Source organism: Planomicrobium sp. CPCC 101110, from assembly GCF_007859395.1.
In the GTDB taxonomy this organism is placed as follows: domain Bacteria; phylum Bacillota; class Bacilli; order Bacillales_A; family Planococcaceae; genus Planococcus.
Genome location: NZ_VOHD01000003.1, coordinates 50,843 through 69,967, shown reverse-complemented (window position 1 = coordinate 69,967; position 19,125 = coordinate 50,843). Strand labels below are relative to the sequence as shown.

At 44.5% G+C, this 19,125-nt stretch carries 17 protein-coding genes and 1 riboswitch; of the genes, 5 read left to right on the top strand and 12 right to left on the bottom strand.

What is annotated here, in order from left to right; genetic code table 11:
* Positions 1-28: 28 nt before the first annotated feature.
* From FQV30_RS00615 to FQV30_RS00605, 3 genes are read right to left on the bottom strand one after another with little or no spacing between them, the layout of a single operon-like run.
* Positions 29-769, bottom strand: a complete 741-nt coding sequence (locus FQV30_RS00615) for an amino acid ABC transporter ATP-binding protein (protein WP_146498216.1) — start codon at positions 767-769, stop codon at positions 29-31.
* Complete coding sequence (locus FQV30_RS00610) at positions 766-1,488, bottom strand: amino acid ABC transporter permease (RefSeq protein WP_146498215.1); 723 nt, start codon at positions 1,486-1,488, stop codon at positions 766-768. Before FQV30_RS00610 ends, FQV30_RS00615 begins: the two co-directional genes overlap by 4 nt.
* A 21-nt stretch (positions 1,489-1,509) precedes the next feature.
* Positions 1,510-2,322 (bottom strand): transporter substrate-binding domain-containing protein, encoded by an 813-nt coding sequence (locus FQV30_RS00605; protein WP_146498214.1) that lies wholly within the window; start codon positions 2,320-2,322, stop codon positions 1,510-1,512.
* A gap of 271 nt (positions 2,323-2,593) precedes the next feature.
* Positions 2,594-2,698, bottom strand: a riboswitch (SAM riboswitch).
* 295 nt (positions 2,699-2,993) lie between these two features.
* Between FQV30_RS00605 and solA the strand changes: the two genes are divergently transcribed.
* Entirely contained in the window at positions 2,994-4,145 is a 1,152-nt protein-coding gene (gene solA / locus FQV30_RS00600; protein ID WP_146498213.1) for an N-methyl-L-tryptophan oxidase, read from the top strand.
* Between the two features lie 171 nt (positions 4,146-4,316).
* Here solA and FQV30_RS00595 read toward each other — a convergent pair whose 3' ends face one another.
* Complete coding sequence (locus FQV30_RS00595; RefSeq protein WP_146498212.1) at positions 4,317-5,888, bottom strand: malate:quinone oxidoreductase; 1,572 nt, start codon at positions 5,886-5,888, stop codon at positions 4,317-4,319.
* A 187-nt stretch (positions 5,889-6,075) separates the two neighbouring features.
* A complete protein-coding gene (locus FQV30_RS00590) occupies positions 6,076-7,635 on the bottom strand; it encodes a histidine kinase N-terminal 7TM domain-containing diguanylate cyclase (RefSeq protein WP_146498211.1) in 1,560 nt (519 codons plus the stop codon).
* Between the two features lie 208 nt (positions 7,636-7,843).
* Here FQV30_RS00590 and FQV30_RS00585 point away from each other — a divergent pair, with 208 nt between their 5' ends.
* Positions 7,844-8,215, top strand: a complete 372-nt coding sequence (locus tag FQV30_RS00585) for a VOC family protein (RefSeq protein ID WP_146498210.1) — start codon at positions 7,844-7,846, stop codon at positions 8,213-8,215.
* A 103-nt stretch (positions 8,216-8,318) separates the two neighbouring features.
* Here FQV30_RS00585 and FQV30_RS00580 read toward each other — a convergent pair whose 3' ends face one another.
* From FQV30_RS00580 to FQV30_RS00560, 5 genes are all read right to left on the bottom strand, one after another.
* Entirely contained in the window at positions 8,319-9,473 is a 1,155-nt protein-coding gene (locus FQV30_RS00580; RefSeq protein WP_146499522.1) for a mannitol-1-phosphate 5-dehydrogenase, read from the bottom strand.
* Positions 9,474-9,478: 5 nt separating this feature from the next.
* A complete protein-coding gene (locus FQV30_RS00575) occupies positions 9,479-11,566 on the bottom strand; it encodes a BglG family transcription antiterminator (RefSeq protein ID WP_146498209.1) in 2,088 nt (695 codons plus the stop codon).
* A gap of 375 nt (positions 11,567-11,941) precedes the next feature.
* Positions 11,942-13,867, bottom strand: a complete 1,926-nt coding sequence (locus tag FQV30_RS00570) for a PTS mannitol transporter subunit IICBA (RefSeq protein ID WP_146498208.1) — start codon at positions 13,865-13,867, stop codon at positions 11,942-11,944.
* Positions 13,868-14,307: 440 nt separating this feature from the next.
* The gene (locus tag FQV30_RS00565; protein WP_146498207.1) at positions 14,308-14,583 is read right to left on the bottom strand and encodes a hypothetical protein; all 276 of its coding nucleotides are present in this window, start codon (positions 14,581-14,583) and stop codon (positions 14,308-14,310) included.
* 71 nt (positions 14,584-14,654) lie between these two features.
* Complete coding sequence (locus tag FQV30_RS00560; RefSeq protein WP_255473270.1) at positions 14,655-15,443, bottom strand: nitroreductase family protein; 789 nt, start codon at positions 15,441-15,443, stop codon at positions 14,655-14,657.
* Between the two features lie 143 nt (positions 15,444-15,586).
* Between FQV30_RS00560 and FQV30_RS00555 the strand changes: the two genes are divergently transcribed.
* Positions 15,587-16,129 carry a cysteine hydrolase family protein gene (locus FQV30_RS00555; protein WP_146498205.1) on the top strand — a complete coding sequence of 181 codons (543 nt, stop codon included), beginning with the start codon at positions 15,587-15,589 and terminating at the stop codon, positions 16,127-16,129.
* Between the two features lie 51 nt (positions 16,130-16,180).
* On the opposite strand, the gene FQV30_RS00550 is transcribed toward FQV30_RS00555, so the two are convergent.
* Positions 16,181-16,699, bottom strand: coding sequence for an NUDIX hydrolase (locus tag FQV30_RS00550; protein WP_146498204.1), 519 nt, complete (start codon positions 16,697-16,699; stop codon positions 16,181-16,183).
* A gap of 202 nt (positions 16,700-16,901) precedes the next feature.
* Here FQV30_RS00550 and FQV30_RS00545 point away from each other — a divergent pair, with 202 nt between their 5' ends.
* The gene (locus FQV30_RS00545) at positions 16,902-17,471 is read left to right on the top strand and encodes a YdeI/OmpD-associated family protein (protein WP_146498203.1); all 570 of its coding nucleotides are present in this window, start codon (positions 16,902-16,904) and stop codon (positions 17,469-17,471) included.
* Between the two features lie 93 nt (positions 17,472-17,564).
* On the opposite strand, the gene FQV30_RS00540 is transcribed toward FQV30_RS00545, so the two are convergent.
* A complete protein-coding gene (locus tag FQV30_RS00540; RefSeq protein WP_146498202.1) occupies positions 17,565-18,059 on the bottom strand; it encodes an LURP-one-related/scramblase family protein in 495 nt (164 codons plus the stop codon).
* Between the two features lie 486 nt (positions 18,060-18,545).
* Between FQV30_RS00540 and ahpC the strand changes: the two genes are divergently transcribed.
* The gene (gene ahpC, locus FQV30_RS00535) at positions 18,546-19,115 is read left to right on the top strand and encodes an alkyl hydroperoxide reductase subunit C (RefSeq protein WP_146498201.1); all 570 of its coding nucleotides are present in this window, start codon (positions 18,546-18,548) and stop codon (positions 19,113-19,115) included.
* Positions 19,116-19,125: the final 10 nt, after the last annotated feature.

Here is a 19,125-nt window from a genome sequence, read left to right as displayed (position 1 = left end):
TCCTTGTCCGAATTCGTTCCGCCGTCTTCTACTTTGCTCTGATTGCTTTACCTAAAAATTGCTTTGTTCTCTCGACTTTAGGGTGATTAAAAATTTGTTCAGGCGTCCCTTCTTCGATAATGACACCATCTTCCATAAAAATGACTCGGTCAGAAATATCACGTGCGAAATTCAGTTCATGGGTAACAATAAGCATCGTATTTCCTTCACTTGCCACCTTTTTGATCGTTGTCAAAACCTCATCAACCAATTCCGGGTCAAGCGAAGAGGTGGGTTCATCAAACAACAAAACTTCCGGATTGAGTGCAAGTGCCCGGGCAATTCCAACCCTTTGCTGCTGCCCGCCCGACAGTTGCGAAGGATAGTGATTCAATCGATTCGTCAAGCCGACTCTTTCAAGAATTTCCAAGCTCATCTTTTTAGCTTCAGCTTTATGTATTTTTTTCACACTGGTCAGGCCGATCATTACATTTTGAAGCACTGTGAAATTTTTGAACAAGTTATATTGCTGAAAAACCATTCCTGTGGAATTTCTTAAAGAACTGATATCCGCTTTGCTTGCTGATTCAGCGTCCACTCTTTTATCGCTAATCTCCACGATTCCGCGGGTAGGCTGCTCCAGGAAATTGATACAGCGTAAAAGAGTGGATTTGCCTGAACCGCTCGGCCCTAAAATCGCAACCACTTCGCCTTTATTGACGATAAGGTCGATGCCTTTCAGCACATGCTGGCTATCGTAATACTTATGAATGTTTTCCAATTTAATCATGAAGCAATCCCTCTTTCATATCTTCGAGCCCGCTTCTCGATCAGTACGAGCAGACGCTCCACTGCAATACAAAGAATCCAGTAGACAATCGATACCCCGATATATACTTCAAAAAATGCCAGGCCGCGAGAACCGAGAATCTTGGCTTGCCCCATAATATCTATAACCCCGATAATGAAAACAAGCGAAGTGTCTTTGATTGTGCTGATGAACATATTTCCAAGGTTGGGTATCGCTACTGCCAAAGCCTGCGGGAAAATGATTTTAAGCATCATTTGAGCAGGGGTCATCCCGATGGATTTAGCAGCTTCAAATTGCCCGCGGTCAACCGATTCAATAGCAGACCTGATCGTCTCGGACAAATAGGCGCCCAGATTAACAGAAAACGCCACCAGCGCGTATACTTCCGGAGGGATGCTGTTCACATCCGCAGACTGAAGCCAGCCATATTGAATCTGCAAATAGTAGATAATCTTAGGTATTCCATAAAAAACAAGATAGATCTGCACCAACAACGGAGTTCCCCTGATAAAAGATACGTATATGGAGGAAATCACTCTTAATACCGGAACCCTGTATATTTTAATGAGTGCGGTTGCCACCCCGATAAACAAACTCAAAATCAGCGAGCCTACAGCTATCCCGATCGTAATGGGCAGCCGTGAAACAATAGCAGGAATACTTTCTATTAAAAAATTGATATCCAGTAAATTTTCCATATTCTCTTCCCTTCCGCAAACCTATTCAGGGATGTATTCTCCGCCGGTCCATTTTTTCGACAACTCGGCCAAAGTGCCATCTTGTTTGAGTTCTTCCAGAACAGGATCAATCAAGGCCTTCAACTTTTTGCCTTCCTCTTCCTGTTTCAGTACAATGCCCATATCATCATTGACCAAAGGCTGGCCCACAACTTCCACACCCAAATCATTTTTTTCCAAAACCGCATTTATCATGATCGGATCGTTTACATAGGCGTCTATACGGCCATTCTGGACATCCTGCAAAATCTCAGAAGGGTTTCCGCTTTCACTGTATTTCAGGTCAATCGGCTGCGCCGCTTTTTTGTTGTATTCTTCCAAAAGCAATGTGTAAGAATCTCCAGCAAGAGCTCCTACCTTCTTGCCTTCCAAATCCTCTAGTGTCTGAATATCTTTTCTTCCTTTTTCCACAGCAATAACAGTTTGGGAAGCAAAATAGGATTCATCGGTGAACAAGTACTTTTTCTGCCGCTCTGGTGTTTTCGCCACTTGATCTGCTATTGCCTGGATTTTGTTTGACTCTAATGCAAGAAACATACTGTCCCATGGAACGGCTACAAATTCGAATGTATAGCCATCCAATTTTTCATCAATTTTTTTGACAACTTCAACATCATACCCGGTCAGTTCGTTTTTTTCGTCCGCAAAGGCAAAAGGAGGATAATCATTTTGTGTTCCCACCAGAATCACCTGGTCGCCAGTTGCGCTAGTCGCTTCTTTCGAGGAACATCCGCTCAATGCCCCTACACCTAATAATAAAAACAGGGATGCAGATAAGTAATATTTTCTTTTCATTCTGAAAAACTCCTTTGTTTATACAGAGAGTCGCAAGCCAATCCTATACGAAAAGCAAATGGTGCAGCTGCCTTTTTGCTGGATGACCAAAAGAAAAGCCTTGCGCTATTTTAATTCGTTATGCAGATGAACCAACCGGCAGATCTAACTTCCGGCTATTGCTTTTTTGAATTCAGCAACTCTCCTTTCTTCCGCTCTGAGAAATAAAAAGGCAATGCATGTCCCTATATACAAAAAAACCTATCCCGATAGGAGATAGGTTTTAATCTACATCTTATCTCTCAGAGGAAATCCTCTGCAGGAATTAGCACCTCTCACAAAAAATGATGGTTGCTGGACGTCGACGGGCCTGTCCCTCAGTCTCTCTTGATAAGTTATTTATTTTTTTTACATATTAAAGATAGTATTTTACATTGCGGCTCCTGTCAAATACATTTTTTCTATTCTGAATTCGCAAAAATATTTTTTTGTGAAGATCGAAGGATTATGGTAAGAATCCACGGTTTCATCCAACTCTCCGGACTTAAGAGGGAGATGAATCATATATGACAAAATTCGCAGGGGCAAAAGGCGCTTTGAAAAATTGACAACCATTCAAATCTTAAATACTATCTAATAATACTTTAATTACTTTTCTTACCTAAGGCCAACGAAGAGCGGAGCGGGATAAAATGACAAAAGAAACTGTTTATGATGTGGCAATCATTGGCGCTGGCACAATGGGAATGGCTGCCGGCGCCTTTTTAGCGCAGCAAAAAGTAAAGACCTTATTGATCGATGCCTTTGATCCGCCGCACACCAAAGGAAGCCATCACGGGGATACCCGCTTGATCCGGCATGCATACGGCGAAGGGAGACAATACGTTACACTTGTGAAGCGTGCCCAGCAGCTATGGGAAGACCTCGAAAAGCAGACAGGTTATAAAATCTTTGAAAAAACCGGAGTTCTTGGCCTTGGCCCGGAAGATTCCCCTTTTCTTCAAGAAACAATTGCTGCTGCCGAAAAGTACGATCTTCCGTTAGAAATACTAAAAGGCAAGGAAATCAAAGAAAGATGGCCTGGTTTTTCTGTTCCGGATCATTTTATCGGGTGCTTTGAAGCGGGATCGGGAATCATTTACAGCGAGACTGCCATCCAGGCTTATAAAGAAACGGCGGTTAAAAACGGGGCAGACCTTGTAATCAATACACCTGTCCGGCATATTGACATGAATGGCGAGAATGGCGTCAAAATATCGACCGAAAACTCGACATTTTATGCAAAAAAAATAATTGTCACAGCAGGGGCATGGGCAGCTAAATTGTTGCCGGATTTAAACCTTCCGATTCAGCCGACCCGCAAAGCCGTCGGTTGGTTTGAATCCCCTTCCGGCCTTTATGATGCAGCTAACTTTCCAGCGTTTTTTATAGAGGACAACAATAAAAAGGCTTACGGCTTCCCCAGCTTGAAGGGGTCCGGCATTAAAATCGGCAAATCCGATGGCGGACAGGCAATTGACCCGAACCTCCATACACAGGACTTTGGGCTCTATGAAACCGATGAAGGCGACTTGAGGCACTTTCTTGAAACGTATATGCCTGGCGCAAACGGGACTTTGAAGGAAGGAAAAACTTGTTTGTATACAAACTCCAGCGACCAAGACTTTATTGTTGATTTCCATCCTGAACATAGCCATGTGATTTTTGCCTGCGGTTTTTCTGGCCACGGCTTCAAATTCGGAAGCGTGATGGGAGAAGTGTTAAGCCAAATGGCGTTGGAAGGACAGAGCCAATTTGATATTTCCATATTCTCACTCAAAAGATTTGATTGTGATCGAAAATGAGAACTTAAAAGTCATACAAACATGTGCTGCCGCTAAACCAGCTTCATCTTAATGCTGCAAGCTTTTCCTTGATGATTCGATTGGCAGGAGAACAAAAGGAGCCAAAAAAAGAACCTTCAATCCAGTAATGGACGGAAGGTTCTTTTTTACTCTATAAAATCAAAATCATTTTTAAGCTTTTTCACTCAATACTTTTGTTTCTACACCAGACCCGTTTGTGTCGTCCAAACCAAGCGCTTTTGCTGTTGAAGCGTGGATTTCCTCGAACAGTTCTGGATTTTCGGATAAGGAGACGCCGTAAGACGGAATCATTTCTTTGATTTTTGGTTCCCATTGCTTCAATTCCTGCGGGAAGCATTTCTCAAAGATTTCAAGCATAGCGTGAACTGCAGTGGAAGCGCCCGGAGAAGCGCCCAGTAAAGCGGCGATCGACCCGTCAGCAGCTGTCACAATTTCTGTGCCAAACTGAAGAGTTCCTTTGCCTTTATCGGTATCTTTGATCACTTGCACGCGTTGTCCCGCTACCACTACATCCCAGTCTTCAAGTTTTGCAGTCGGGATAAATTCGCGCAATTCTTCAACGCGTTTTTCGTTCGACAGCATCAGCTGCTGGATCAAGTATTTAGTCAGCGACATCTCTTTTGCCCCTGCAGCAAGCATCGTGAAGACGTTGCTCGGCTTTACAGAGCCGATCAAGTCCATATTCGAGCCTGTTTTCAGGAACTTAGGCGAAAAGCCGGCGAATGGTCCAAACAGCAAGGATTTCTGGTTGTCGATATAGCGTGTATCAAGGTGCGGCACAGACATTGGCGGAGCGCCAAGCTTCGCTTTGCCGTACACTTTAGCATGATGCTGTTCAGCAATTTCCGGATCTTTGCATACGAGGAACAATCCGCTTACCGGGAAACCGCCGATATGTTTGGATTCTGGAATCCCTGTTTTTTGCAGGATCGGAAGGCTTCCGCCACCAGCGCCGATGAAGACGAATTTCGCCGTATGGTATTCGATTTTGTTGTTGGCCAAATTATGGACTTTCACTTCCCACATGCCATCAGTTGTGCGCTTGATGTCTTTGATGGTGTGCTCGTAGTTGACTTCAACATTTTGCTTCTGCAGATGATCGAACAACATGCTTGTTAAAGCGCCGAAGTTCACATCTGTTCCAGAATCGATTTTTGTTGCCGCGATCCGGTCGTCCGGATTGCGGCCTTCCATCATAAGCGGAATCCATTCTTTCATTTTTTCCGGGTCCTCTGAAAACTCCATGCCTTTGAACAGCGGATTATCAGCTAATGCTTCAAAACGCTTTTTCAAAAACCGGATATCGTCGTCTCCCAGCACCATGCTCATGTGCGGAATCGGCATGATAAAGTTTTTCGGATTGCTGATCCGCTTGTTGTTTACAAGAAACGACCAGAACTGGCGCGAAAGCTGGAATTGCTCATTGATTTTAATGGCTTTTGTGATATCGATCGATCCGTCAGGCTTTTCAGGTGTATAGTTAAGCTCGCACAGTGCAGCATGCCCCGTACCCGCATTGTTCCATTCGTTAGAGCTTTCTTCCCCTGCCTTTTCGAGCTTCTCGAATACTTTGATTTCCCATTCTGGTGACAACTCTTTTAGCATGGCCCCCAAAGTCGCACTCATGACCCCGGCACCAATTAAGATAACGTCTGATTTTTTCTGACTGCTGCTCATTATACCCTTCCTTATCCTGTATATTTGCAAAAAGACGCACCGCATCTTTTTTGCTTGATATTCTATCGTTACGGCACTCTATGGAATCTAATTATAGATTAAAATCTTTACTACTAACTAGTAATTATAAACTAATTTTTGCCGGTAATAAAGTAAGTTGCCCAGTATTACCGTTCGGAAACTTGTTTAAACTGAAGTTTTTCCAATGCTTTTCCGTAAACCAGATCCGCTTTCAATTTACCGTCTCCCTGCTCCCCACATAAACACACACCCGGTCGCGCCCTTCCTGCTTGGCCGCGTATAAAGCCTTATCGGCTTTGTTAAGAAGCTGAGAAAGTGTCTCCCCCGCTTCTTCTTTCGTTTCAGCCACTCCCATGCTCAGCGTGACTGAAATCATCTTTTCTTCGGCAACAAGCGGATGAAGCGCCAAGTCCCTTCGCAGCCCGTTAGCCAGCTCTTCGGCTTCCTTTTCGGTGCGTCCATCCAAAGCCACCACAAATTCCTCGCCCCCATACCGTGCAAAGACCGCCCCTTCTTTCAGCTGTGCTTTGAAAAACTTGGCAACATGCACAAGCACTTGGTCGCCAACATCGTGGCCGTATGTGTCATTCACCCGTTTAAAGTGATCGATATCAATCAACAGGACGGTAAAAGGCGAAGTATTTTTTTTCGCTGCCCCATAATCCGCTTCGGCTTGACGTAAAAAGGCGCGGCGGTTATAAATTTGTGTCAATTCGTCATAATACGCTTGGTGTTCCAATTTCAGCTGCAGCCTCTTTACTTCCGAAATATCCGTGAGGATGATCAATAGGCCTTTGCTGTTTTCCAAAGACGAAATCCGCACTTGATAAATTTTCTCTGACTGGCTGGCTGTAAGCTTTACTTCTTGGCTGGATGCAGCATCCAGCTTTAATGGAAACAGGTTTCCTGACAGTTCGATCCATACTTCATGAAAGTTTCTTCCAAACATGGTTTTGTTCAATTTTGGAAAATTGTTTTTTGATGCTTGGTTGAATTCGATGAGCCGATGGGATTCATCCAACACTATGACTCCGTCATTGATGCTGTTGAATATCGCATCTTTTGCAATCGGCATCAATGTGAACAGCCGCGAAGTGCTGATTGCCCAGAGATACAAAAGTGAAGACAGCCAAAGAATCATAGGCACCGGGTCGATTCCGGCTGGCGTAGCCCCGATCAAATAAAGAAAAGCAGTCGTAATCGGCACAAATTGGCCAAACAGCAGCGCTATCAATTGGGGCCGGTACGCCTTTGCTGTTTCCCGCCATTGAAAAAGCATCAGTAAAAATGCGAAAAACATACAGCCAAACGTGAAAATTCCGTGAACAGCATACCAAACGCCGATTTCCTGATAAATATAAGGCGCCCCTAAAACAGGATCCACCTCAAAAATCCTATAATGCAGATGGTGGAAGCTGTTTGTCGCCACCATTATGAAACTGGCAACCGGAATCGCAAGAAGTGCCAGGCATTTTTTCCTGGTTACGTTTATCCCTAAATAATGCAAGACAAACAATAGCCCGAGCGGCGAAGAAACTGGCATGCCGATATACTGGATTATGGTCCAAAACTTCATCTGCCCAAGATTTTCAGCAAGCAAGCCAAACGCGGATGCAAAACAATAAATGGTGATCGATGCCGTATAAAAAACAAAAAACTTTGCGATATCCGTGTAGTTATGGCGCTTCAGAAAGACGTACAGGCACAAAAACAAATTCAGTACACCTGATGTGCTGATGAGTGTAATATAAGTGGTCAATTGAGGATGCACGGGAAAATACCTTCTTTTGATTAACATTTTTTTCTTATAATGTAGCATATATGAAATGAAAAAGTTGAGGTTTATAGAAGATATATGTGCGGTTTGTATTTCCGAAAAAGTGCCGATGAAGTCAGGGGAACCGCTATGCAGGAATTGCCGTTCTTTTTATTGAATGGATATTGATGATTTGTTTTGACAATGAAAAGGAGGCAATAACATGCAATTAGGTGCTTTTTCAGTCAGTTTGAACGTGAAAGATATCCACGCCTCAAAAGCTTTCTATGAAAAACTCGGATTTGAAGTCTTTGGCGGCGACGTTGACCAGCCTTGGCTCATCATGAAGAATGGCGAAACCATTATCGGTCTATTCCAGGGCATGTTTGAGAAAAACACCCTCACCTTTAACCCGGGATGGGACCAGAACGGGCAGAATCTCGAAGGTTTCACTGACATTCGCGACCTTCAGAAGAAGCTGAAAAAAGAAGGCATAGGATTTTCGGGCGAAGCTGATGAAGCAAGTTCCGGCCCCTTCAGCTTTATCATTGAAGACCCTGACGGCAATCCGATTTTGTTTGACCAGCACCGATAGGAGACCGGCAAGAAAATGAAGCTTAAAAATCTGAAGCCATAGCATAAGAATAAAAAGAAAGGATATGAACTCAGCAAAAAGCCGGGCCCATATCCTTTCTTTTTCATTTGCTTTTATTTTTGTTTTTTAGTGATTCATACTGGCGAATCACTTCTTGTGTAATTTCGCTGTTTTCATCCAACTGGCTGACGTTTTTCAAAACATGGGCAGGCCCATTTTCTTGAATCATTTTCTGGATTTCCACCGCCTCTTCGTCTTCTGCGTAATCGAACAGCAAGGCGGCAGCAATCGCCTGGGCGAGGTTGGTGTATGACAGCCCCGCTTTTTGCGCTTGGGTTGCCGGACGAACCAATCGGTCTTCAGGCCCAAGTTTGCGGATCGGTGAACGGCCCACTCTTGTAACTCCGTCATTCAAGTACGAATTTTTAAAGCGCTCAATGTTTTTGTTGATGTAAGCCAAATGCTCTTCCTGATCAAGGCCATACTCCTTGACCAAATAAGCGCCTGTCTCCTTGAGCGTCTCCCTCACTTGGTCCGCGATTTTTTCATCAGCCAATGTCTCATCAATGGTCGATTTACCTTCTAAATAACCGAGATAAGCAATAACGGCATGTCCCGTATTCACGGTGAACAATTTCCGTTCAATGAATGGCGCCAGATCTTCAACAATTTTCATCCCGGTCACTTGCGGGATTTCTTCCGCAGTTTCCACAACCCATTCAAAGTAAGGCTCAACCAACACGTCAAGTGAACTTTGGTCCTGAATCGGTACAATGCGGTCAACTGCCGAATTGAAGAAGTAGACTTTCCCTTCTAATGCTTTTTTCGTTTCATCATCCAAATGGTCCATAACATGGTTCTTCAAAATATCCGTTGCCCCTATTTGGTTTTCACAGGCAATCACATACAGCTTGTCATCTGTTGCCCCCGCGCGTTTGGCTATGCCTTTGGCAATCAACGGCGCAATCCGCGGCAGGATGTTCGGCCCAATCGCTGTCGTCAAATACGTCGCTTGTTGGATGGCCTCTATCACTTCATTTTCCTGGGTCAGGTTATTCAACCCTGAAACGTTCTTGATCGTAGTGGTTTCTTCTTGCGCTGTAGCCAATTTCACTTCGTACTGCTGTTCGTCGTTCAATTTATTGATAACCTGCTCGGCAATATCCACGAACGTTACATGATAGCCCGACTCGGAAAACAGTGCCCCGATAAAGCCTCTCCCTATATTTCCTGCTCCAAAATGAACCGTCTGTTTCAACATCATCATTCCTTTATCAAATTATTTTGTAGATAGTCCAAAAATAAATCTTCCAGCTTTTGCCGGATCATTTTCTCATTCGAGGACGAAAAAATCATCATCGAAGCGTCACTTTCAATCAAACTTGTGCTGATTATACTCAAAATTTCTTGTTCCCTGTCACTCATCTTCACCGGCGCGAGCATCAACAGCAGATTTTTTATCCTCATGCTCTTGCCATCCATTCCTTCGACTGTACAGAACTCTTCCAAATGCGCCACTTGGAATATCAGTTTCTGGACGCTGTCATCCCGGCAATGGAAAAGGCCCATTGTTGTGTTCGGTATGCCAAGTCCGCCTTTCTTTTCCCGTTCTTCCAACTGATGCATAACAGCAGAAACACTTGTGACAAGGCGGTCGGCTTTCGCTTGTTCCACCATTCCATTCAACACTTTCCAGTGATCCGGCGCCTGTTGCTGCCGGCAGACCCGGAAGTTGTTTAGAATGGCATCCATGCTCGATTGGACGTCCTTTATTTCCTGCAGGAGTGTCTGGACGCTCGGTTTGTTGTTTTGCATCCTGTCTTCCGGCTGAATTTCAGAAGTCAAATAGCGCTTTTTCCTGGTGATCTTCTCCAGGTTGTTTTGCAGATAGGTTTCTATATACCCGATATCCTTGTCGCTTAACAATGGGCTTACCATGATATAGTCAATATCTGTAAGCGGCAGCCTGATGGTGGAAATGATAAGGTCGAAATCATCAAAACGCGCGGATTGAAAATCATTGATCGATAAAATTTTTACCGAATTGATCTCCACAATTTCTTTTTGGATGCGGCTTGCCAGCATCTTGGAAGTGCCGATGCCGGTCGGGCAAATGACCACAGCATTGATCTGCACTTTTTCTTCATTCATCAGCAGGGCCGACCCAAAGTGCAGCACGATAAAGGCAATCTCGTCTGCCGGGAAGTTGATATCCTTGAATACCTTTTCCAGGCTTTTCGCAACCGCCATAAACAAAACCGGGTATTTTCGCTTGATCTCGTCGGTCAGCGGGTTGAACAGCTCCAGGTTCTGGTTCAAGCGGAAAATTGAAGGGCCCATATGCGCGAGCAGCCCTTGGTACAGCGAAAAGTCATCCGACAAATCGACGTGCAGATTGGCGGAGACTTCCCCGATGACGCTTTGGATCAGCTTGCCGAGCAGAACGCTGTCGTAATAGCCCGAGTCCGTCCCTTGGACCTTCGAGCCCCTTAAAACAACCGACAGAAAATGCGCGTCGCTTGTTGTCAAAGAGACGGAAAGCCTGTCGTTCAGCTCGGCGCATAAGGCTTCCATCAATTTGGACTCGCCCGAATATTCCGTTGCGGCTTCAGCAACTGTTTCCAGCAAAAAGTGATGTTCGGTGCGCTGGATTGTCAGGCAAACATGGATGACCAGCCCTATATAATCACTGTCGGCCAAGCGGGTTTGTTCGTTGTTGATCCGTTGGTTCACCAACCCGTCAATTTCCGCCAGATAATGCGGCGAAAAATACCCGAGAACCGGTTCGCCCAGCTTTTTCCCTTGCTGCAGCAAATACAGCTGCTCGACAATCTCCTCATAAAAATAAACCAAAAAGTAATTGGCCAGCGCATGCCGTTTGTTGGCTTCTTCTCCGCCTAGTTCCACTCCGACGCCCCTTTTCCGCGTCAAGGTGATTGAAAATTTGCCGAGCCATTCCGTCAGGTCGTCCAGATAAGCCGACAGCGTAGCGGCGCTGACCCCCAATTGGTTCGCGAGCATCTTCGTTTTAAAAGAAGGCCCTTCGTGCAGCAAGATGATCAGCAAATTCAGCTTCCGTTCTTCAGGCGTCTCATCGGTCGGCTGGCTGCCCATAAGATTCTGGACCAGCCTGTAGACCTGTTCGTTTTTCCCGTCGATAAACAGCCCTTCATTTGCAGTGCGCTTGAGCTCCAAATCAAATTGCTTCAGGGTTTTTTCCACGGATTTCAGGTCTCTTTGGATCGTTCTGGCACTGACGTTTATATATGTTGCAAGGGAGTGTACCGTATGCTTCCCAGCGGTTCTTACAATCAGCTCTATAATGGATTTTTCCCTAAATGTGATAATCATTTTTCTCACTCATTTCGCTTTTAAACTACCTTTTTTAAGAAAATACGAAATATATAAGTTCAATCAAAACTTTCATTGGCTGTTCATTTCGCTCCAGGCGGACACTGTCCGCAGGCGTGGCCTCAGCCGCTTCATTCAAAAGAAACCTTACACTCTATTTGAACTGTTCAAAGCTGGCATGAACAAAGATTCAGCGTGCCCCTAAGACGAGGGCAATTGAACACAGCTATGGAGCAAAACAGCATAGACTCCCGCAGGAAAGCAGAGCTGTTTTGCGAAACAGCAGCTGCTGAAACATTGATTGAAACTTTTTCACATAAATTTCTTAATAAATTAAACAAAAAGGCAGGTTTCCCTGCCTTTTTATTGTAGTATTTATTTGCGATTGAGGATACTCATCAGTTCTTCGGCTGATTTTGCCTGAACCAACTGGTCGACGTTTTCTTGGTCAGCGCAGATGACCGCGATGCCAGAAAGGATTTCCAAATGTGTGCCATCCTTGCCTGCAATACCGAAAATCAATTTTGCGCTTTCTCCGTCAAAATCCACGCCGTTTGGCACTTGAACAACCGTAAAGCCGGATTTGATGACCGCCTTTTTCGCTTCTTCCGTGCCATGTGGAATGGCGACGTTGTTGCCCATGTACGTGGTGGTGATTTCTTCGCGTTTCAGCATTTCGCCAACATACGAAGGCTCCACATATCCGGCTTTCACCAATGCTTCCCCAGCGAAGCGGATGGCTTGTTCTTTTGTTGAGAAGCTCTGGTTAAGGAAGATGTTTTCTTCGAGCAAAAGGCCGTCTTCTCCGCCCATTGCAGGCTCAACGCCTACAGCATCCTTTTGGGAATCTTCAACAAGCTCAGCCTGTTGTGCCGTCACGCCATTTTGCAGGCTTGCAATCAACTTATCGTATTCAGGGCTGGATAAGAAATTGTCCACTGAAATATGGTAAGCTCCCGGCATTTTGTTTTGTGCACGCGGCGTCAATTTTTCCTGCGTGATGATGATTTGCGAATCGGCAGGAAGCGTGCTGATTGCTGTGTTGGTAACTTTCACATCCAAGTCAGCTTCTTTTACTTTTTTGCGCAGGAGGGAAGCTCCCATCGCACTTGACCCCATGCCGGCGTCGCATGCGAAAACGATTTTGTTCACTTTTTCCGGGAACGCACCGTTAGCTGCTACTGTCTCTGCTGCCAGCGCGTGGGATACAGAGCTTTTCTTGCCTTTCATTTGTTCCATCTTCTTCGTTGCTGCGTCAATATCGTCTTCTGTCTGTTTGCCTGACTTCAGGACCACCGCAGAGACAAGGAATGACACGGTTGCTGCCACAAGAACCGCTGCGAAGTTGGCCAGATAAGCCATTCCTTCAGGCGGCGTTACTGCTGCGATAGCAAGGATGCTTCCTGGAGATGCCGGCGCAACCAATCCGCCGCCAAGCAATACAAGAGTGAAGACGCCGCTCATTCCGCCAAGAATGACAGATAAGATAAGCATCGGCTTCATCAGCACATACGGGAAGTAGATTTCATGAATCCCCCCAAGGAAGTGGATGATAGCCGCTCCCGGAGCCGACTGTTTTGCTACGCCTTTTCCAAACAGCATGAACGCTAAAAGCACGCCAAGTCCCGGTCCAGGGTTCGCTTCCAAAAGAAATAGGATCGATTTTCCGCCTTGTTGGACCTGCTCCAAACCGATTGGTGACAAAACACCGTGGTTGATTGCGTTGTTAAGGAATAAAATCTTCGCAGGTTCGATCAGAATGCTTGTCAGCGGCAATAATCCCGCTTCAACCAGCCAGTCAACACCTGCAACAAGTGTCTGTGTAAATGCGTCCACTGCCGGGCCAACGCCCATGTAGGCAAGAAGTGCAAGAGCTGCACCAAGAATACCTGCAGAGAAATTATTAACAAGCATTTCAAAGCCTGTTTTGATTTTTCCGTCGATCAATTGGTCAAATTTCTTGATAACGAAAGCACCAAGCGGACCCATAATCATGGCGCCCAGGAACATCGGCGTATCAGGCGCGCCGACAATAACCCCCATTGTAGCGATGGCACCGACGACCCCGCCTCGCTGGTCATGAATGAGCCGTCCTCCTGTATAACCTATAAGCAACGGCAACATGTATGTAACCATCGGGCCTACTAGCGAGCTGAAGCCCTCATGCGGGAAAAACCCTGTAGGAATAAACAACGCCGTAATCAAACCCCAGGCGATAAAAGCACCAATATTCGGCAATACCATCGAACTCAGGAAATTCCCGAACTTCTGTACTGCAACTTTCAATTGTGATTGATCCATTACGAACCACCTCTCATAAAAAAGATATTTCATTTCCTTCCTTATCATAGGCGAAAAATGTAAACGGATTCAATAACAAGGAAAACCATCTTTGTCGGGCTTGTCGTGACAAAGCTAGTGTTTCTGATTTATCAATTTAAACTTTATGCATTTATAAGGGGAATATTCCGCAAAATGTTACGATTTCCGCGGGCTCGCGCCGAAAGGACTCGGGACTGGCGCTCGAGTGGATTTCACTATTTTGCTTCATCTCTTTGGAGTAATTAGAAAAAATAAGGCAATTAATAGAATCAGATAAAAGAACGCAGTCAAATTGACTGCGTTCTTTTGCGAATATGTATTACTAATAAATATCCTAACTCCTTAACAAAACTAATATGTTCTTAGATGATCGATTTGAAGCCGGATAAAGACACTAAAACCCTACCGTTTTGGCGCCTTTACTCTGTAATTACTTCTAAAGCAAGGATATAAGGGAAATCTTCCGAAAGATCGGCAGGCACTACACGGACTTGGTCTCCGATTTCCAGTTCTTCAAACGCACTTATGTCTCTGTCGAACGTTGTCTGATCAATAAGATGGATTTCATGCACTAGCGGTTCTGCTTCTGAGTTAGCCGAAGCTGCTTCCAACATAAAACTGGAGTCTGTCTTTCCGACTACTGTTCCTTTGTAGCTTCCACAAGCCGCCAAAAACAGCATGGAACCGACTATCATGCAAAGAAATCCCTTCACTTTCGCTCACTTCCGTTTCTCGAAGCGTTTTATATCACTGACTGAAAAAGCCATTACTCATTGTTCATGAAATTCTGCTTCTCCAAGTAATTCAGCACCGTTTGGGAGAATTCCATATGCGATTCCTTCGTGTACTTGGCGATGGTGTAGACTTGAGCAAGGTTTTTCAATCCTAGCTCTTCCGTCATTTCCTTCAACTGGGGAATGGCCATATAGCGGTTCCAGCCCTTTTCATTTCGTTCTTTGTAGATTTCCAGGATTTCTTCGTCTGAATAATCCTGATACTGGTTGTAATGCACGATGCCTTGCTGAGGCAAACGGTCCCGCAGAGCAGGGTTTTCCGCAGGATAGCCCAATGAAAAACCGACAACCGGCACAACGTTTTCCGGCAAGTTCAAAAGTTCGCCAATCTGGTCACAGTTTGCAAGCGTTGAACCCATGTAACAAATGCCCAGTCCCGCATCCTCCGCTGCCAGTGCACAATTTTGTGAGGCTAACGCAGCGTCAATGGTGCCGATCATCAAGCTCATGAAATTATCGAAATGTACAGGTGCATCGTTGAGCGAAAGCCATTTTCTCATTCGGTTAAAATCGGCGCAAAATGTCAGTAGTACTGGCGCATCTACTACCATCGATTGTTCCATATGCGCGTTGTATAATTTCTTCTTCAGTTCTTTATCTGTAGTAACAACAATGGAATACGTCTGCATATTGCCGCTAGAAGAAGCTCTAATTCCGGCTTCTAATATTTGATTGAGCAATTCTGGGCTTACTTCCCGGTCTTCATATTCGCGTATGGATCTGTGTCCGTGTATAACGTCTTTTAGTTCCAAATTTATCACTCCTCAATAAAACTATAGCATTAATAGGAATGTTCTGACATTCATGATTCATTTTGCTTGCTATAAAAAGTTAGAAGCTTTTAAATTTAAGGTGTAACCATACTTTTCGATCAAATACCGGAGTTTAGGAGCTGGGTTGTAAAATGGCAAAAGAAGCATTGTTAATTGTTGATATGAGCAACGATTTTGTAGCTGATAACGGAACACTGACTGTCGGCAAGCCAGGACAGGAAATAGTGCCTTATATTATAGATGTGGCCAACCGGTTTTTGGAAGAGGATAAGATAGTTGTAGTCGCCATGGATGCGCATCAGCCGAACGATCCGCATTTTGAACTATGGCCGCCCCACAATGTTGTGGGAACACCAGGGCAGGAATTGTACGGGGAATTACACGAGTGGTTCAAAAAAAATGAGCAGCATGACAATTTGCTCTATACACCGAAATCGAACTACAACGCTTTCTTCAAAACAAATTTGGCTGACAAGCTAAGGGGTTTAGGAGTGGAAAAGGTTCATTCGGTAGGAGTATGTACTGATATCTGCGACTTTCTGACAATTGCCGGTGCAGATGCGGAAGGATTCAAAACCGCCATCCACAAACGGGGCGTCGCGACATTTACCGATTTGGGCGACACGATGGTGACCCATATGCAAACTTGTTTTCACACGGAGATTATCAAGTAAAGCCCTATAAATAAAAGGATCTTCGGATTGAAGATCCTTTTTTCATTCCCGCTATTTTTGAAGGGCACCGCGACGCTTTCGCACATCAAACAACAGTTGAACCAGGCTCTCATAATACGGAATAAATTCCCCGTTGCGGATCATAGCCAAAATCTCATCCTTACTTGCCCATTTCACGTTCTGCACCTCTTCATACTGTAACGTGAGTGTTTGCAGCGGCACATTCTTTTCGATCAAATAAATGTCATCAAAGCCTCTTTCAAAGTTGATCGTTAAATGAGGCCGAATTTGCTGAAAATCCAGATCCAATCCGAGCTCTTCATACAATTCGCGCTGTGCAGCGGTTTGGCTCGTGTCCCCAGCGACTGCGCTTCCCCCTACAGTCAAATCCCACATGTTCGGCCATCCTTCTTTGAAAGGCTGCCTTTGCTGGATGAGCATGTCCCCATTCGAATCGAACACACACACGTGAACAACCAAATGATAGTGACCTGGCTGCAGCACTTCTCCGCGCACCCAAGTCTGATTTGTTTTATTGCGATTCACATCATACAGATCCCATAATTCCATGCAGCACCTCCGCTTAATCGTTACCGTTTGCCTCTGACAAAAACCGCCACCCTCTAAATATACCCCGTTTCCCTTCTTTTCCTTGATCCTTTTCATTTCCAGTGAATCAAGTGAAGCATTTCCATCCCTTTAATGTTTCAATTTCATTATTCGGGCAGTTATACTTGAAGCAAATAATCCTGTTAGAAAGGATCTGTTCAAAATGGAGATTGAGAACTTGATCAGAGCTAACACAAGGCAGGAATTAAGGGAATGGCTTGAGGAACATTCGACTACAGAAAAATCTTGTTGGGTAATAGTCAGTACGGCTGAACAACCAGGCGCCATTCAGTATTTAGATGCAGTTGAAGAAGCCCTATGTTTTGGCTGGATTGACGGCACGATGAAAAAAATGTCAGACACTGAACTTGCCCAAAGGCTTTCTCCAAGAAAGAAAAAAAGCAACTGGACCGAATTGAATAAAGAAAGAGTACGAAGGCTGATCAAGTTAGGATTGATGAAAGAAGAGGGTTTGAGAATTCTCCCTGACATGCGGCCGGAATCTTTTGCTATAGACCAAGAAATTGAAGAACGCTTGAGAGAAGACGAACAAGTGCATCGAAACTTCAGCAATTTCCCTGAACTCTACAGAAGAATTAGAATTGATACCATTCAAAGTTATAGAAATGACCTTGATCTTTTCAACAAAAGATTGGATAAGTTCATCAGAAACACAAAAGAAAATAAAATGTACGGCCAGTGGAACGACAATGGCCGCCTAAATGACTATTGAGAAAAGCAGGAAATCCATGAATGGCCCCCTGCTTTTCTGTCGTTTTATTGTGAATTCCCAAAGAAGAACGAACCGGATTTACATCGGTACGGCTTAGGTGGCGGCTCCAGCTGCAGCTGCCTGGTCCGCCTTTACCCGGTCAATTGCGACAACGAGTGCAATAATGATGGTCTCCATCTCTTCATCCAATATCTGAATCCGGTAACTGTCGCCCCAAGTAAACCATTCCTTGCTCACTTTACCGATCACTTCACCATGCTGCAATACTTCAAAGTCCATATCCCACCAATTCCCCTGCACCTCGATGCCTGCCGCATCAATCCTGTAACGTGCTTTAAAGAAAGAAAACTCCTTCTCAATCGTCAGCACCTCTTGGCCATTCACCTCAACAAAAAACTTCGGCAGCAAACTGAGCATCTTTTTCGTAATGAGCGCCACTTCGCCCCTTCTGGCATCCATAATGGAAAACGTCTTCGGAATCCGCATAAAACTGCCTTCCACGAAATACACGTCATTCTCCTGCTGATCCTTCACCGTGAATTCACCGGTCAAACTGAATACTTTTTGCTTCATGTAAAGTTGTCTCATATCCTGCCTCCTTCTTTTGTAATTGCATCAGTTTCTATATTTGAAGATTACCTTTACTTACGGTTGGCCGCGCCAAAAGTTTCTCACGGAATCCATTTAAAATACTTTGCTTTGCGAATTTCGGTTTCTTGAACCAAACCTTGAGCTTTTAGCAGTCATTCTTTTTATTGAGAAATTCATGGCCTAATTAAAAATAATAACTATTTCGAAAAATTAAATTACTTTAAGTTTATATTTTTCATAATGAATGGAGCCCCCGATTTTTGATTCGATTTCGCTGCGTACGCTACATTTTCTCCCGCAAATTAAGGAAGCGTTTACATTTAGGGTTCTCTTTGACAAATGGATAAATTCATATAACAATAGAAATAGGATTAGAATCATTATAGTTAAATAATTGTATTAATTAAGGTGAACAGCTTTGATTGATATTTTTTTGGAACCATAACTATGATCATTCTAAAAAATATCTAGGAGGTACTACATATGTCTATGATCGGAAAAGAAATACAGCCATTTAAAACTTCAGCTTACAATGCTGGAAGCGGTGAGTTTATCGAAGTCACTGAGGAAAACTTGAAAGGACAATGGAGTGTTGTTTGCTTCTACCCAGCAGACTTTACATTCGTTTGCCCTACTGAACTTGAGGATCTTCAGAAGCAATACGCTACCCTTAAAAACCTAGGAGTTGAAGTGTACTCTGTTTCAACGGATACTCATTTCACTCATAAAGCATGGCACGATCATTCAGATGCTATCAGTACACTTGAATACATCATGATCGGCGACCCTTCACAAAGAATCACCCGCAGCTTTGATGTCCTTGATGAAGAAGCAGGCCTGGCACAGCGCGGCACGTTCATCATCGATCCAGAAGGCATCGTCCAAGCGGCAGAAATCAACGCAGACGGCATTGGCCGCGATGCAAGCACGCTTGTCGGCAAAATCAAAGCCGCCCAGTATGTCCGCAATAACCCAGGTGAAGTTTGCCCGGCAAAATGGGAAGAAGGCAGTGCAACATTGAAGCCAAGCCTTGACCTTGTCGGCAAAATATAAGGAGTTCAAA

What these genes read in the sequence shown, in the direction of transcription:
- ahpC (WP_146498201.1), top strand. Translation starts at nt 18,546, where the DNA reads ATGTCTATGATCGGAAAAGAAATACAGCCATTTAAAACTTCAGCTTAC.
- FQV30_RS00565 (WP_146498207.1), bottom strand. Translation starts at nt 14,583, where the DNA reads ATGATAGTCGGTTCCATGCTGTTTTTGGCGGCTTGTGGAAGCTACAAA.
- FQV30_RS00605 (WP_146498214.1), bottom strand. Translation starts at nt 2,322, where the DNA reads ATGAAAAGAAAATATTACTTATCTGCATCCCTGTTTTTATTATTAGGT.
- FQV30_RS00585 (WP_146498210.1), top strand. Translation starts at nt 7,844, where the DNA reads ATGCAATTAGGTGCTTTTTCAGTCAGTTTGAACGTGAAAGATATCCAC.
- FQV30_RS00570 (WP_146498208.1), bottom strand. Translation starts at nt 13,867, where the DNA reads ATGGATCAATCACAATTGAAAGTTGCAGTACAGAAGTTCGGGAATTTC.
- FQV30_RS00545 (WP_146498203.1), top strand. Translation starts at nt 16,902, where the DNA reads ATGGAGATTGAGAACTTGATCAGAGCTAACACAAGGCAGGAATTAAGG.
- FQV30_RS00615 (WP_146498216.1), bottom strand. Translation starts at nt 769, where the DNA reads ATGATTAAATTGGAAAACATTCATAAGTATTACGATAGCCAGCATGTG.
- FQV30_RS00550 (WP_146498204.1), bottom strand. Translation starts at nt 16,699, where the DNA reads ATGGAATTATGGGATCTGTATGATGTGAATCGCAATAAAACAAATCAG.
- FQV30_RS00555 (WP_146498205.1), top strand. Translation starts at nt 15,587, where the DNA reads ATGGCAAAAGAAGCATTGTTAATTGTTGATATGAGCAACGATTTTGTA.
- FQV30_RS00610 (WP_146498215.1), bottom strand. Translation starts at nt 1,488, where the DNA reads ATGGAAAATTTACTGGATATCAATTTTTTAATAGAAAGTATTCCTGCT.
- FQV30_RS00595 (WP_146498212.1), bottom strand. Translation starts at nt 5,888, where the DNA reads ATGCGGTGCGTCTTTTTGCAAATATACAGGATAAGGAAGGGTATAATG.
- solA (WP_146498213.1), top strand. Translation starts at nt 2,994, where the DNA reads ATGACAAAAGAAACTGTTTATGATGTGGCAATCATTGGCGCTGGCACA.
- FQV30_RS00540 (WP_146498202.1), bottom strand. Translation starts at nt 18,059, where the DNA reads ATGAGACAACTTTACATGAAGCAAAAAGTATTCAGTTTGACCGGTGAA.
- FQV30_RS00575 (WP_146498209.1), bottom strand. Translation starts at nt 11,566, where the DNA reads ATGATTATCACATTTAGGGAAAAATCCATTATAGAGCTGATTGTAAGA.